Raw genomic sequence first — 14315 nt, 5'->3', positions numbered from 1 at the left:
AGCCTAACCGCCCCGGCTACTCGACGGGGCAGTGCGGGGTCGGCGCGCCGAGGCCGCGCAGGATCGCGCGGCTGATCTCGCCGAGTTGCTCGACCTGTTGGGGGGTGAGCACGTCGAACAGCTTCTCCCGGACCTCGGTGACGTGTCCCGGCGCGGCTGCCTCGAGGGCGGAGTAGCCCTTGTCGGTGAGGACCGCGAACGAGCCGCGCTTGTCGGTGGGGCAGGTGCGCCTGCGCACCCAGCCGACCTCCTCCAGGCGGGCGACCGCGTGCGAGAGCCGGCTGCGGGACGAGCCGCGGGCGCCGGCGAGTTCGCTCATCCGCAGGGTCCGTTCGGGTGCCTCGGACAGCGCGACCAGGATCTCGTAGTAGGTGTACGGCATGCCGGAGTCGCGCTGCAGTTGGCGGGCGAGCTGGTCGGTGAGCCCGTCGGCCGCCGTGATGAACGCGCGCCAGACCTCCTGCTCGCAGGCGGTCAGCCATCGGGTCTCGGACATGCCGACAGTGTACTGGTTGAACTCTCAACCATGCCCGTGTACGGTCGCGGTTGATCGCTCAATATGTGATCGTTCAACTATTTCTGCAGAGGAGCTCCACATGACCAGCACCACGGTCGACCTGCCCGGCTACGTGGCGGGCACCTGGGACATCGACGACGCGCACAGCGATGTCGGCTTCGTCGTCCGGCACGTGGTGGTGACCAAGGTTCGCGGCCGGTTCTCCGACGTCAAGGGCACCATCGTCACCGCGGAGAACCCGCTGGAGTCCTCGGTCGACATCACCATCGGGCTGGACTCGATCAGCACGCACAACGAGACCCGGGACAACCACCTGCGCTCGGCCGACTTCTTCGAGGTCGAGACCTACCCGGCGATGACCTACAAGGCCTCCGGCGCCCGCCAGGACGGCGACAAGTTCGTCCTCGACGGCGAGCTGACGCTCAAGGGCGTCACCAAGGTCGTGCCGCTGACCTTCGAGTTCAACGGCGTCGGTCCCGACCCGTGGGGCGGCACCCGCATCGGGTTCAGCGCGACCGCCAAGATCAACCGCAAGGACTTCAACGTCAACTTCGAGGGCGTGCAGAACGGCGTCGCCGTGGTCGCCGACAAGATCGACATCCAGATCGAGGTCGAGGCCGTCCTCCGCCAGCCGGAGCAGGCCTGAGCAACGCCCGGAAGGTGACCGTCGGGACGCCGGGCGTCTCGGTGGTCACCTTCAGGGCAGGTCCACCCAGGCCTTGGCGAGCAGGGCGCGGGTCTCCGTGAGGAGCTGGGGCAGCACCTTGGTGTGGCCGACCACGGGCATGAAGTTGGCGTCGCCGCCCCAGCGCGGGACGACGTGCTGGTGCAGGTGCGCGGCGATGCCGGCACCCGCGACCACGCCCTGGTTCATGCCGATGTTGAACCCGTGCGGGGCGGAGACCGAGCGCGTCACGGTCATCGCCCGCTGGGTGAACTCGGCCAGCTCGACCGTCTCCGCCGGCGTCAGGTCCACGTAGTCGGCCACGTGCCGGAACGGCACGACCATCAGATGACCCGGGTTGTACGGGTACAGGTTCAGCACCCCGTACACCAGCTCCCCGCGCGCGACGATCAGCGCCTCCGCGTCCTCCAGCTCGACCAGCCGGCAGAACGGGCAGCCCGCGGCGTCCACGCCGTCCGGCTTGTCCTGGCCCCGGATGTAGGCCATCCGGTGCGGCGTCCACAGCCGTTGGAGGGCGTCGGGAATCCCCACGCCCTCCTGCGCCACGAGGTCGGGCGGCTCGCTGGTCATGCTCCGATCCTAGGCGTCGACCCGGACGCTCTCCGCCGTCGGCGAAGCGTTCTCCCTGCGCTCGACCCAGTCGGCGACCACGTCGACGGCCCGGTCCACCGGGACCCCGTTGACCTGGGTGCCGTCGCGGAACCGGAACGACACCGCGCCCGCCTCGACGTCCTTGCCGCCCGCGAGCAGCAGGAACGGCACCTTCTGGGTGGTGTGGTTGCGGATCTTCTTCTGCATCCGGTCGTCGGAGGTGTCGACCTCGACCCGGATGCCCCGCGCCCGCAGCGCCTTGGCCACCTGCTGGAGGTGGTCGGCGTGCTCGTCGGCGATCGGGATGCCCACCACCTGCACCGGCGCGAGCCAGGCCGGGAACGCGCCCGCGTAGTGCTCGGTCAGCACGCCGAAGAACCGCTCGATCGAGCCGAACAGCGCGCGGTGCAGCACCACCGGCTGCTTGCGCGACCCGTCGGCGGCGGTGTAGGCGAGTTCGAACCGCTTCGGGTGGTTGAAGTCCACCTGGATGGTCGACATCTGCCAGGAACGGCCGATCGCGTCCTTGGCCTGCACCGAGATCTTCGGCCCGTAGTACGCGGCGCCACCCGGGTCCGGCACCAGCTCGAGGCCCGAGTCGAGGGCCGCCTGCCGCAGGGTCTCGGTGGCCTCGGCCCACTCCTCGTCCGAGCCGATGAACTTGTCGCCGTCACCGCGGGTCGACAGTTCGAGGTAGAAGTCGGACAGGCCGTAGTCGGCCAGCAGGTCCAGCACGAACCGCAGCAGCGACCGCAGCTCGGCGGGGGTCTGCTCGGGGGTGCAGTAGATGTGCGAGTCGTCCATGGTGAACCCGCGGGCCCTGGTCAGGCCGTGCACCACGCCGGACTTCTCGTACCGGTACACCGCGCCGAACTCGAACAGCCGCAGCGGCAGCTCCCGGTAGGACCGCCCGCGCGACCGGAAGATCAGGTGGTGCATCGGGCAGTTCATGGCCTTGAGGTAGTAGTCCTCGCCCTCGAAGGACAGCGGCGGGAACATGGTCTCGGCGTAGTACGGCAGGTGGCCCGAGGTGTGGAACAGGCCGGCCTTGCTGATGTGCGGGGTGTTCACGAACTCGTAGCCGGACTCCTCGTGCCGCTGGCGCGAGTACTTCTCCATCTCGCGCCGGACGATGCCGCCCTTGGGGTGGAACACCGGCAGGCCGGAGCCCAGTTCCTCGGGGAAGGAGAACAGGTCCAGCTCGGCGCCGAGCTTGCGGTGGTCGCGCCGCTCGGCCTCGGCGAGCCGCTCCAGGTAGGCGTCCTGCGCCTCCTGGGACTCCCACGCGGTGCCGTAGATCCGCTGCAGCTGCGGGTTCTGCTCGCTCCCCCGCCAGTACGCGGCGGCGACGCGCATGAGCTTGAACGCCGGGATGTGCTTGGTGGTCGGCACGTGCGGGCCGCGGCACAGGTCGCCCCAGACCTGCTCGCCGGAGCGCGGGTCGAGGTTGTCGTAGACGGTCAGCTCGCCGCCCCCGACCTCCATCACCTCGTCGGTGTCGACGTCGGACTTCAGGTCGACCAGTTCCAGCTTGAACGGCTCGTCCTTGAGCTCGGTCCTCGCCGCGTCGACCGAGTCGAGGACGCGGCGGGAGAACCGCTGGGAGGACTTGACGATCTGCTTCATCCGCTTCTCGAGGGCGGCCAGGTCCTCGGGGGTGAACGGGCGGGCGACGTCGAAGTCGTAGTAGAAGCCGTCGCGGACCGGCGGACCGATGCCGAGCTTGGCCTCCGGGAACTGCTGCTGCACGGCCTGGGCAAGCACGTGCGCGGCGGAGTGCCGGATGACCGCGCGGCCGTCGTCGCTGTTCGCGGCGACCGGCTCGACCTGGGCGTCGGCGGCAGGGGTCCAGGCGAGGTCGCGGAGCCGGCCGTCGACGTCACGGACTACCCCGACCGCGTCCGGGCCCTTGCCGGGCAGGCCGGCGTCCCGGATCGCGGCGCCCGCCGTGGTGCCGGCCGGCACCACCACGTGCGGGGTGGGTTCGGCGGCTGGCGGGCGTGGCTCGGACACGGGTGCTCCTCGGGAAGGGCTCGACAATCGGTAGGTGACGATGCTATCGAGCCGCTCCGGGGCCTGGCGTGCGGGTTTTCAGGCGACCAGCATGCCGCGCATCCGGTTGATCTCGTCGGTCTGCGTGACGGCGACGTCGTCGGCGATCTCCTGCACGCGGACGTTCACGCCGGTCCTGCGGACCTCCTCGACCATGGTCAGCCCGCCCTCGTGGTGGCGGATCATGAGCTGCAGGAACAGCGTGTCGAAGGTGTCGCCGCTCGCGGCCTCCAGGGTCGCCAGCTGCTCGTCGGTGGCCATGCCGGGCATGTCGGCGTGGTCGGCCATCGCGCCGTGGCCCCCGTGGCCCCCGTGGCCCCCGTGGCCCCCGTCCGGGGCGTCGGTGTCGACGGTCGGCTTGTCGTAGCGCTCCAGCCAGCGGTTCATCATGTCGATCTCGGGGCCCTGGCTGTCCGCGATCCGGGCGGCGATGCCCCGGACGTCCGCCGCGGCCGCCCGGTCCGGGGCGAGCTCGGCCATCGCGACGGCCTGGGTGTGGTGCACGATCATGTCCTGGACGAACTCGACGTCGGCCTCGTTCGGCGGCTCCTCCTCGACCGCCGTGCCCTCGCCCGGCGCGATCGTGGAGGCCTCCTCCCCCGGTCCGCCGGGCACGATCACCGGCGCGGAGTTGGTCGGCGGCTCCGGTGCCGCCTCCTCGGTGCACGCGACCAAACCACCCGCGACGAGGAGCACGCCGGCCAGCGCGCCGGCGCGGCGAAGGAGCGTACCGACCGCCCGGCTTGTCCGAATCATCGGTAATCGTGTTCCCAACTGTCGAGTAACCGGACGAACAGCGCTAGTTTATTCGCCCCTCACCTGCTCATAATGTTCCTCACCCGACAGTTGTGGAAGGGGTACATGCAGTGAGATCAACCCTGCGAGGGTGGCGCCGACGAGCGTCGACCGCAGCGATCGGGGCAGCCGCACTCGCGGTGGCCATGGTGGCCGGAGTGCCGTCCGTCGCCGCGGACGACTTCCCGGCCCCCGACGAGATCGTCAGCAGCCCGAACATGAAGCTGGTGGACCACCTGGCGCCATCGGGCCCGCTGGCCGGCGGCACCGGAACCGACATCGCCTTCCAGGGGCGGTACGCGTTCGTCGGCAACTACAACGGGTTCACCATCTACGACATCAAGAACCCGAGGAAGACGAAGATCGTGAGCCAGGTGCTCTGCCCCGGCTCGCAGAACGACATCTCGGTCAGCGGCGACCTGCTGTTCCTGTCGACCGACTCGCGCCGCAGCGACGACTCGTGCGCCTCGACCTCCCAGAACGACGGCTCCAAGCCCTACTGGGAGGGCATGAAGATCTTCGACATCAGCGACAAGCGGTCGCCGAGGTACGTCAAGTCGGTGGAGACCGACTGCGGCTCGCACACCCACACGCTGGTGCCGGACAAGAAGCACCGGTGGGACCGGAACGGCCGGTGGAACGAGAAGGTCTACCTGTACGTTTCGTCGTACGGGCCGTCGACGAGCCTGTCGAACTGCCAGCCGCCGCACGACAAGATCTCGATCATCGAGGTCCCGGTCAAGCGGCCGACCAAGGCGCGGATCGTCGCCACGCCGGTGCTGTTCCCGGACGGCGGCAACCCGGGCGTGCCGGGCACCATCGAGGACGGCTACACCAGTGCGACCGCCGGTTGCCACGACATCACGGTGTACCCGGAGAAGGACCTGGCCGCCGGTGCGTGCATGGGTGACGGCGTGCTGTACGACATCTCCGACCGGACGAACCCGGTCGAGATCCACCGTGTCCAGGACGACGAGAACTTCGCCTTCTGGCACTCGGCCACGTTCAACAACGCCGGCACCAAGGTCGTCTTCACCGACGAGCTGGGCGGCGGCGGCGCGGCCACGTGCAACGCGGAGATCGGCGAGACGCGCGGTGCGAACGGCATCTACGACATCGTCGGCCGCGGCGACAACCGCAGGATGGTGTTCCGGTCCTACTTCAAGATCGACCGGCACCAGACCGACGAGGAGAACTGCGTCGCGCACAACGGCTCGCTGATCCCGGTTCCGGGCAAGGACATCATGGTCCAGGCCTGGTACATGGGCGGCATCCAGGTGTGGGACTTCTCCGACTCGCGGAACCCGGAGAAGATCGGCTTCTGGGAGCGTGGCCCGTCCGCGAACCCGGAGGAGGGCGGCGGTAGCTGGTCGGCGTACTACTACAACGGCTACATCTACTCGTCCGACCTCGGGAAGGGCTTCGACGTCCTGCGGATCGACGACCGCCGGACCGACCGGGCCAAGTGGGTCCGGACGGATGAGCTGAACGTGCAGACCCAGGGCCGCTACGGCTGGCACCCCGGCCACCGCTGAGCCGGCACGTCGGAACGCGGGGTCTCGCCGGTACCGCCGGCGGGGCCCCGCGTCGTCCGACCCGGGTGCACGCGCGCGGACGGGGTCCGGTACTGTTCTCTCATTCCGCGAGGGGCGATTAGCTCAGCGGGAGAGCGTTCCGCTCACACCGGAAAGGTCACTGGTTCGATCCCAGTATCGCCCACGCACAGGCCCCCATCGCGCTCGGCGCGGTGGGGGCCTTTCGCATGCGGTCAGCGGCCGGTGGCGCCGTCGACGAGCTCGCGGAGGATGTCGGCGTGGCCGGCGTGGCGGGCGGTCTCCTCGATCAGGTGGGTCAGGGTCCAGCGGCGGGACGGCGGCCGGGCGCCGCGTTTCGGTGGGCGGGGACCCGGTGCGGCGAGGTCGGTCCAGGTCGCGATCTCGGCGTTCGCCTCGGTGACGGTCGCGCGGTAGGCGGCGAGGACCGACTCGGGCGTGTCGCCGGGGGTGGGGTGGAAGGTGGCCCGCCAGTCGGTGACCTGGTGGCCGAGCAGCCAGTGTCGTTCCACGTGGGTGAGATGCCGGACCAGGCCGAGCAGGTTCGTGCCGGACGGGACGCCGGGGGCGAAGGCCCGTTCCCGCGGGACGCCCTCGGCCTTGGCCGCGACGGCGTCGCGCAGGTAGTCGAGGAAGCCGGCGAGCACGTCCTTCTCGCCGGGGCCGGTGGACGGCGGTCCGGTGTCGCGTTTCCGGCTCGCCGGGCGGGTCTGGTGGCTGCTCATGCGCTCCACCTTCGGGGCACGTCGCCGTGGACCGCACGGAAAGTTGCCGGAGTGGCAACCGGCTAGCTGGAGAGCAGCTCGACCAGGCCGACGCGGGCGTCGTCGGGCCGGTGGCGCAGGGCGGTCTCCGCGACCGCGACATCCACGCCGGCCAACACCACGTGCCGCTGGCCGTCCTCCCGCTGCCCGCCGCGACGTGACGAGGAACGCCGTTCCTGGCGCTCGCCGCCGGAGCTTGGTTTCCTGACGTCATGGCAGTCGAGGTCACGGGGCAGCCGCGACGACACCGGACCACCCGCGTGTCGGTGCTGGCCGTGGATCCGCTCATCCACGCCGGCATGCGCAGCGAGCTGCGGGACAAGCCGGGCATCGAACTCGTCGACGACCTCGGCGACGCCGAGGTGGTGGTCGCGGTGGGCGTGTCCGCCCTGCGTGACCTGCCGGAGTCGTCGTCGAGACGGCTGGTGCTGGTCGCGAGCGAGCCGCGCCAGGCGGACCTGTGGACCGCCATCGGGTGCGGGCTGGCGGTGCTGGTACCCGAGCACGAGGCGACCACCCTGCGACTGTTGCGCGCCATCGGGGACGCCCGCCGCGGCCACGGCGACCTCCCGCCCGAACACCTCGGCACGCTGCTGCGCGGACTGTCCCAGCTGCACCGGGACGTCCTCGCGCCGAGGCAGCTCACCTTCACCGGCCTGTCCAGCCGGGAGGCCGACGTGCTCCGCCACATCGCCGACGGACTGGACACCGGGCAGATCGCCCGCGAACTGTCCTATTCGGAGCAGACGGTGAAGAACATCCTGCAGGGGCTGCTGAGCCGCCTCGGGCTGCGCAACCGGAGCCACGCCATCGCCTACGCCATCCGGCTCGGGTTGATCTGACCTCCTCGGTGACGCGGACGCTGGGCCGGCGGGACCAGATGGCGAACGCGCCTCCTACCGTGGGAGGAGCCTGACTGGCCGTTCGGCCGAGTTCCGTATGTTTCCCGTATGCCGTCAGTGCTGTGCGACGAGATCGGCACGCGGGGGCCGGTGCGGGTCGCCGTCCACGCCTCCGACGTGTTCACCCACGTCGGCATCAGCCGGTACCTGGAGACCCGCAGGGACGTCGAGTTGCTGCCGCCGGACCAGCGGCGGGACGCCGACGTGGTGGTCCTCGCTCCGGCGCGGGTCACCCCCGGGGCGCTCGCCGAGCTGCGCGCGGGCGACCAGGCCGCCGTCCTGCTGGTCGACGAGGTCAGCGAGGCCGACCTGCTCGCCGCGGTGGAGGCCAGGGTCACGGCCGTGCTGCCACGGGACTCGGCGATGGACGAGCGGCTGGCCAGGAGCATCGTCGCGGCGGCGCGGAGGACGACCGGGACAGCCGCGGCGCCGTCGGACCTGCCCGGCGAGCTGCGCGGCCGGATCGACGAGCTGCGGAAGGACGGCGTCCCGCCACGACGGCTCGAGACCGGCGGCCTGAGCCCCCGGGAGGTCGAGGTGCTGCGGCTGATGTCCGAGGGGTTCGACACCGGCGAGATCGCCCAGCGGCTCTGCTACTCGGAGCGCACCGTCAAGAACATCATCCACGGCATGACCAGCAGGCTGCGGCTGCGGAACCGCCCGCACGCGGTCGCGTACGCCATGCGTGCCGGCGTCATCTGACACGGGCAGGGGCCGATCGGCGTAGGGCCGGGAGGTCGAAGAGCCACCGGTTGGGCAGGACCCGGTACAGCAGTAGACAGACCGCGACCACGACGGCGGTCATCACGGCGGGCTCGACGACCGCGATCACCAGTTGCACCGCGGCGCCGGCGTTCGACATCGGACCGACCAGGGCCACGTGCAGCAGGGCCAGCAGCGGCATGTGCACGACGTAGATCGGCAGGGTCTGCCGGCCGATGTCGGTCAGGCTCCTGGTCAGCGCCGCCCAGCGGGTGGCCAGGCTGGCCAGGGTCACGCCGAGGAACACGGCGACGAGGCTGACCGAGGGCCACAGGCCGAACCAGGTCCTGGCGCCGAGGTACTGGATGACCGCGAGGACGCCGAGGTAGGGCACGGCCACGGCGAAGAACCGCGCCCAGCTCGCCGTCCGCGCCACCCGGGCGACGATCGGCTTGCCGTGCAGGCCGACGAGGAAGAACACCAGGTTCTGGTACATGCCGCCGCGGTCGCCCGGGGTGGCGACCAGTTCGGCTGCGGCGGTCGCGGACAGCAGGAACGCCGCTCCGATCATCACCGCCGGCGGGATCCGCAGCGTCAGTTTGGTCAGCACGAAGTAGACGGCCAGTGCCTGCAGGTACCACAGGTTGGACGGGGTGATGGTGAGCTGCTCCAGGAAGTGCAGTACCCCGGTGGCGCGCGCGGTGTCGAAGTCAGGGGCGAAGGAGAGCAGCAGGGTGTGCACGCACAGCCACAGTCCGTACAGGTACAGGAACTTGGCCACCTTGGACCGGCCGACGACCCGCCACGGTCGCCGGACCGCGTTGGCGGCGAAGAAGCCGGAGATGGCGAAGAACAGCGGCATCCGCAGCGGCAGGAGCTGTTCGCCGACGGTGCCCCACGCGCCGGGCAGCGGGGTCGAGCTCCGCCAGTCGATCTGCAGGTAGTCCTTCGCGATGACGTGCCACAGCACGACGAGCACGATGCACGCGCCCTTGGCGACGTCCGCCCAGGCCAGCCGTTCCTTCGGCCGGACCGGTTCGTGAAGGTCTCCGCTGAAGGTGCCGGCGCCCACACGTCCGTCGTCCACGGCGGCCTCTCATCGCGTCGCTGTCGGCAGTCCCCGGGTCAAGTCCCCGATCGAAAGCCAGCCAGAAGCGCGGCGCGCGCGGCCGTGGTTCGGCCGTGGATGGCCCGTTCGTACCTCGCCCACTGACCTTTCGGGCACAGTGCCGGCCGATCACCGACGCGCGGGCCCGCGGTGACCGAATCATCGGGACGGTGTTCTCGGAGACAGTCGTGGCGACGCCCATCGCCACGCCGCACGCGCGCGCCGTCGTGGACCTGGAGGCGATCGCCCACAACACGGCGCTGTTCGCCGGACGCACCACGGCCCAGGTGATGGCGGTCGTCAAGGCCGACGGGTTCGGTCACGGCGCGGTGCGGGTGGCGACCACCGCGCTCGCGTCCGGCGCGACCTGGCTCGGCGTGACGACCACCGCCGAGGCGCTGCACCTGCGCGCCGGTGGTGTCTCCGCCCCGATCCTGAGCTGGATGCACAGCCCGGACGAGGACTTCGGGGAGGCCCTGCTCGCCGAGATCGACCTGTCGGTGTCCTCCTCGGACCACCTGCGCGCGGTCGCCGCGAGCGCCGCCCGGCTGGGCACCACCGCCGCGGTGCACCTGAAGGCGGACACCGGGTTGCACCGCAACGGCGCACGGCCGGAGGAGTGGCGGGAGCTGGTGGAACTGGCCGCCGCGCTGGAGACGGCCGGGTACGTGCGGGTGCGCGGTGTCTGGTCGCACCTTGTCAACGGGACGGATCCGGCCGCCGGCACGCTCCGCGCGCAGATCCGGCTCTTCGACGAGTCGGTGGCGGTCGCGCGGGGCGCCGGGCTGCGGCCGGAGGTCCGCCACGTGGCGAACTCGGTGGCGACCCTCGCCGCGCCGGACACGCACTACGAGATCGTCCGCCCGGGCATCGGGCTCTACGGGGTGGAGCCGGACCCGCTGCGGGTCTTCGGGCTGCGCGGCGCGATGACGCTGCGGGCGCGCCTGATCCTCGTCAAGCGGGTGCCGGCGGGCAGCGGCGTGTCCTACGAGCACGACTACGTCACCAAACGTGACAGCACGCTGGCGCTGGTGCCGCTGGGCTACGCGGACGGCCTGCCCTGGGCGGCGGCCGGGCGGGCCGAGGTGTCGATCGCCGGCCGCAGGTATCCGGTCGCCGGCCGGATCGCCATGGACCAGTTCGTCGTCGACCTCGGCGACGACACCGCCCGGGCAGGCGACGAGGTCGTCGTGTTCGGGCCGGGTACGGAAGGGGAACCGACGGTGGCCGAGTGGGCCGGCTGGGCGGGCACAGTTCCGCACGAGATCCTGACCGGCGTCGGCCCCCGGGTGGCCCGCCACTACGCCGAGGTGCCCGCGGTCGAGGAGGCCTCACGTGCCTGAACCGAAGATCCGGCTCGCCGTCCTGTTCGGCGGGCGCAGCGGTGAACACGAGGTCTCGTGCCGGTCGGCGGCCAGCATCCTGACCAACCTCGACCGGCGGCGGTACGAGGTCCTGCCGGTCCGGATCGGCCGGGACGGCGTCTGGGCCACCGCCCCGGCCATTCCGGAGCTGCCGACCACCGAGGCGGTGCTGCACTGGCAGCGGAACGGATTTCCGGCGACCGGCGACAGCACGCCGGCGGGGAGCGTGCTCGCCACGATGCACGAGCTCGTGGCCTGCGACGTGGTGTTCCCCGCGCTGCACGGGCCGTTCGGCGAGGACGGCACCGTGCAGTCGCTGCTGGAGGGGCTGGGGATCCCGTACGTCGGCAACGGCGTCGCGGCCAGCGCGCTGAGCATGGACAAGGAGTACACGAAGAAGATCGCGGCCGGGGTGGGGCTGGAGGTCGCCGACGGGGTCGTGCTGCGCCGGGGACAGCACGACGTCGCGGCGGCCGACCGCGTCCGGTTGGGACTGCCGGTGTTCGTCAAGCCCTGCCGCGAGGGCTCCAGCATCGGGGTGTCCAGGGTGGACGACTGGGCAGACCTGCCCGCGGCCGTGGCCCTGGCGCGGGAGAGCGACGAGAAGGTCCTGGTGGAGTCGGCCGTCACCGGCCGGGAGATCGACATCGGCGTCCTGGAACGGCCGGACGGCACCCTGGCGGTGAGCCCGCCGATGGAGATCCTGCCCTCCGGTGAGCACACGTTCTTCGACTACGAGGCCAAGTACGCCGACACCAGCACCGTGTTCGACATCCCGGCCGCGATCGACCCTGCGGCCACCGAGGCCATCGGCCGCGACGCGCTGCGGCTGTTCCGCGCGCTGGAGTGCACCGGGCTCCTCCGGGTCGACTTCTTCCTGCGTGCGGACGGCAGCCGGGTCGTCAACGAGGTCAACACGTTCCCCGGTTTCACCAGTGCGTCCCAGTACCCGAGGATGTGGCGGGCGGCCGGCCTGGAGTACGGCCAGCTGCTCGACGTGTTGATCGACACCGCGCGCGCCACGCACCCGAGTGCCCGCCCGGCGGATCTGGTCGCGGACTCCCGGTAGTCGGCGCTGGTCAGGGGGCGACGAGCCCGTCCGGGTGTTCGGCCAGGGTGCGGGCGAGGTCGACCAGTTTGACGTTGAGGTCCTGCGAGGTACGGCGGAGCAGGTCGAACGCCTCGTCGGCGGTCAGGCCCTGCCTGGCCATGAGGATGCCCTTGGCCTGGCCGATGACGTCGCGGGTCTCGACCGCCCTGAGCAGTTGCTGGCGTTGCAGCGAGGCCAGCTCGGCTGCCGTCACGTGGGCCAGCGCGAGCGCGGCGTGGCTGGCCAGGAGCAGTGCGGTGTACCGGTCGTCGGTGCTGATCCCGCCGCGTTGGTGGGAGTAGATGTTCAGCGCTCCGCCGGGCCCGGGCGGCCGGTCGTGGGCCAGCAGGTCGGTCGAGAGCACGGCGGCGAACCCGTGGCCGGTGGCGGCCGCGGCGAACGTGGGCCATCGGAGCTCGGTCGCCAGGTCGTCGCTGGCGGCGTAGGCGGGACCGTCCAGGCGGGCCGCGTCGACGCAGGGACCGGCTCCGGTCTCGTACTGGACCTCGTCCAACGCGCTGGCGACCGGATCGGTTCCGGTCGGGGTGAAGAACCCGCCGCCCGGGTCCCGCAGGGTGAAGCTGACCAGGTCGGCGCCCGGCACGATGACGGTGGTCGCGGTCACGATCCGGCGCAGCACCGCACCGACCGTGGTGGCGTCGACCAGTGCCCTGGTCAGCGAGGCGAGTTCGGTGGCGAGCAGCCCCACGTCGTTCGTCGCGACCGGCTGTTCCTCCCGCGTCAGCGCTTCGTCGACGGTGTCCAGGACGCTCACGGTGGCCGGCATCCCCGCGGCCGCCAGCACGGTCGCGGTCGGACTGTCCGGGTCGACCGCGATGCGGCAGCGCACGCCACGGGCCCGCAGCGGAGTGATGGCCGACAGCAACGTGTGCACGCCGGCGGCGGTGAGCAGCCGGACCTTGGTGAGGTCGAACACCACGAGCCCGGCCGCCGGTACCTCGGACACGGCGTCACGCACCGCGGCGTCGTCGGTGTCCAGCCCGGTCAGGTCGCCATCGACCAGCACGACCAGCCCGCGACTCGTCGTCCGTGCGGCAACCTCCAGATCCACGGCCACAGGATTCCCTCCCGTTGTGCAGCGCAATGGGATGTGCCGACCACCGACGGACGGCGACAACAATACCGAGTGTCCACCACGCGGCGAAAGGACGCCTTCTCAGTCGGCCGGATCCGCCAGTTCGGCCGCCCTGGCGAGGATCAGCCGCCGGACGACGAGGGCGGACCGCGAGGGCTGGCTGTCCTGGCGCTGGGTCAGGCACAGCTGGACCGGGCCCGCGTCGCGGATCGGGATCCAGACCAGGCCGGGGAGGTCGGCCGGGGTGTCGAACCGGGCGAGGACGCCGAGGCCGGCGCCCTGGGCGACCATCACCTTGACCGTGCGCGCCGACATGGCCTGGACGACGACGTCCGGAGCGGCGACGTGCCGGTGCAGCGTCTCCCACAGCACGGTGCCGGTCCGCATCGTGACGATCGGCCAGGGCTCCAGGTCGCGCCAGTGCACGTGGTCGCGGCCGGCGAGCGGGTGGTCGGTGCGCACGCAGATCCCGAGCGGGGCCGAGACGAGCGGTAGCCGGTGCAGCCCGGCCGTGGCCGGACCGGGCGGGGTGGTGATCACGCCGAGGTCCAGCCCGCCGTCCAGCACGGCGGCCTCGATGTCGGCCGAGCGTCCCTCGTGGACGGTGAACCGCAGCCCGGGGTGGTCCGCGCGGAGCTGCCCGACGACCGGCGCGACGATCGTCGCCGCGGTCACCGACACGCCGCCGATCCGGACCCGGCCGCGGTAGGTGCCGCTCGACTCCATGGCCGACTCGCGCACGTCGTCCTCGGCCGCGACCAGCCTGCGCAGCGGCTCCAGGATGGCCTGGCCGGCCGGGGTCGGCCGCACCCCGTGCCGGCTGCGGGTGAGCAGGACGACGTCGAGCTCCTCCTCGAGCAGCGCGAGCTGCTGCCCGACCGTGGGCTGGCTGACCCCGCACCGGGCGGCCGCGGCCCGCAGCGACCCGGTCTCGACGGCGGCCAGGAAGTAGCGCGCTCGTTCGACCCTCATCGGTTCACCATAAAGGCGGAACCTTTCACCCGTGATGCGCTGTGCCGCCTTCCCAGCAGGCACACCGGGCGGCATTGTCGTGCGCATCCCGCCGCCAACGAGGTCCAGCGGGTGACGTGGAAGG

The 14315-nt window shown here is 71.4% G+C and carries 15 protein-coding genes and 1 tRNA gene; 7 read left to right on the top strand and 9 right to left on the bottom strand.

Annotated elements, in window-relative coordinates; translation table 11 throughout:
• Positions 1–16: 16 nt before the first annotated feature.
• Positions 17–496 carry a MarR family winged helix-turn-helix transcriptional regulator gene (locus JT362_RS08620; protein WP_260190540.1) on the bottom strand — a complete coding sequence of 160 codons (480 nt, stop codon included), beginning with the start codon at positions 494–496 and terminating at the stop codon, positions 17–19.
• Between the two features lie 100 nt (positions 497–596).
• Here JT362_RS08620 and JT362_RS08615 point away from each other — a divergent pair, with 100 nt between their 5' ends.
• Complete coding sequence (locus tag JT362_RS08615) at positions 597–1163, top strand: YceI family protein (protein ID WP_260190539.1); 567 nt, start codon at positions 597–599, stop codon at positions 1161–1163.
• Positions 1164–1214: 51 nt separating this feature from the next.
• On the opposite strand, the gene JT362_RS08610 is transcribed toward JT362_RS08615, so the two are convergent.
• The 3 genes from JT362_RS08610 to JT362_RS08600 form a co-directional block, all read right to left on the bottom strand.
• A complete protein-coding gene (locus JT362_RS08610) occupies positions 1215–1772 on the bottom strand; it encodes an HIT family protein (RefSeq protein WP_260190538.1) in 558 nt (185 codons plus the stop codon).
• Between the two features lie 9 nt (positions 1773–1781).
• Entirely contained in the window at positions 1782–3806 is a 2025-nt protein-coding gene (gene thrS / locus JT362_RS08605) for a threonine--tRNA ligase (RefSeq protein ID WP_260190537.1), read from the bottom strand.
• Between the two features lie 78 nt (positions 3807–3884).
• Positions 3885–4601: a DUF305 domain-containing protein gene (locus tag JT362_RS08600; RefSeq protein ID WP_260190536.1), complete on the bottom strand. Its 717-nt coding sequence runs from the start codon at positions 4599–4601 to the stop codon at positions 3885–3887.
• Positions 4602–4786: 185 nt separating this feature from the next.
• On the opposite strand from JT362_RS08600, the gene JT362_RS08595 reads away from it, so the two are divergent.
• Positions 4787–6175, top strand: coding sequence for an LVIVD repeat-containing protein (locus tag JT362_RS08595; protein WP_260190535.1), 1389 nt, complete (start codon positions 4787–4789; stop codon positions 6173–6175).
• A 112-nt stretch (positions 6176–6287) separates the two neighbouring features.
• A tRNA-Val gene (locus JT362_RS08590) sits at positions 6288–6359 on the top strand.
• Positions 6360–6408: 49 nt separating this feature from the next.
• Here JT362_RS08590 and JT362_RS08585 read toward each other — a convergent pair.
• Both JT362_RS08585 and JT362_RS08580 read right to left on the bottom strand, forming a co-directional pair.
• The gene (locus JT362_RS08585; RefSeq protein ID WP_260190534.1) at positions 6409–6918 is read right to left on the bottom strand and encodes a DinB family protein; all 510 of its coding nucleotides are present in this window, start codon (positions 6916–6918) and stop codon (positions 6409–6411) included.
• A 62-nt stretch (positions 6919–6980) separates the two neighbouring features.
• Positions 6981–7250: a hypothetical protein gene (locus tag JT362_RS08580; RefSeq protein WP_260190533.1), complete on the bottom strand. Its 270-nt coding sequence runs from the start codon at positions 7248–7250 to the stop codon at positions 6981–6983.
• On the opposite strand from JT362_RS08580, the gene JT362_RS08575 reads away from it, so the two are divergent.
• Both JT362_RS08575 and JT362_RS08570 read left to right on the top strand, forming a co-directional pair.
• Positions 7233–7799: a helix-turn-helix transcriptional regulator gene (locus tag JT362_RS08575; protein ID WP_260190532.1), complete on the top strand. Its 567-nt coding sequence runs from the start codon at positions 7233–7235 to the stop codon at positions 7797–7799. The two genes, JT362_RS08580 and JT362_RS08575, sit on opposite strands and share 18 nt — an antisense overlap.
• Before the next feature lie 108 nt (positions 7800–7907).
• Positions 7908–8561: a helix-turn-helix transcriptional regulator gene (locus JT362_RS08570; RefSeq protein ID WP_260190531.1), complete on the top strand. Its 654-nt coding sequence runs from the start codon at positions 7908–7910 to the stop codon at positions 8559–8561.
• On the opposite strand, the gene JT362_RS08565 is transcribed toward JT362_RS08570, so the two are convergent.
• Complete coding sequence (locus JT362_RS08565; protein ID WP_260190530.1) at positions 8554–9648, bottom strand: acyltransferase family protein; 1095 nt, start codon at positions 9646–9648, stop codon at positions 8554–8556. The genes JT362_RS08570 and JT362_RS08565 overlap by 8 nt on opposite strands.
• Positions 9649–9857: 209 nt before the next feature.
• On the opposite strand from JT362_RS08565, the gene alr reads away from it, so the two are divergent.
• On the top strand, positions 9858–11012 hold the full coding sequence (alr, locus tag JT362_RS08560) for an alanine racemase (protein ID WP_260190529.1): 1155 nt from the start codon (positions 9858–9860) through the stop codon (positions 11010–11012).
• Complete coding sequence (locus JT362_RS08555) at positions 11005–12102, top strand: D-alanine--D-alanine ligase family protein (protein WP_260190528.1); 1098 nt, start codon at positions 11005–11007, stop codon at positions 12100–12102. Before alr ends, JT362_RS08555 begins: the two co-directional genes overlap by 8 nt.
• Before the next feature lie 10 nt (positions 12103–12112).
• Here the strand turns inward: JT362_RS08555 and JT362_RS08550 are convergent, their stop codons facing one another.
• Both JT362_RS08550 and JT362_RS08545 read right to left on the bottom strand, forming a co-directional pair.
• Positions 12113–13195: an ANTAR domain-containing protein gene (locus JT362_RS08550; RefSeq protein ID WP_260190526.1), complete on the bottom strand. Its 1083-nt coding sequence runs from the start codon at positions 13193–13195 to the stop codon at positions 12113–12115.
• 105 nt (positions 13196–13300) lie between these two features.
• Positions 13301–14191 (bottom strand): LysR family transcriptional regulator, encoded by an 891-nt coding sequence (locus tag JT362_RS08545; protein WP_260190525.1) that lies wholly within the window; start codon positions 14189–14191, stop codon positions 13301–13303.
• Positions 14192–14315 lie beyond the last annotated feature (124 nt).

It is taken from the genome of Actinophytocola gossypii, assembly GCF_025165815.1.
Taxonomy (GTDB): Bacteria; Actinomycetota; Actinomycetes; order Mycobacteriales; family Pseudonocardiaceae; genus Actinophytocola; species Actinophytocola gossypii.
The sequence above is the reverse complement of the archived record's forward strand: the minus strand, read 5'-3'. Positions and strand labels throughout refer to the sequence as shown.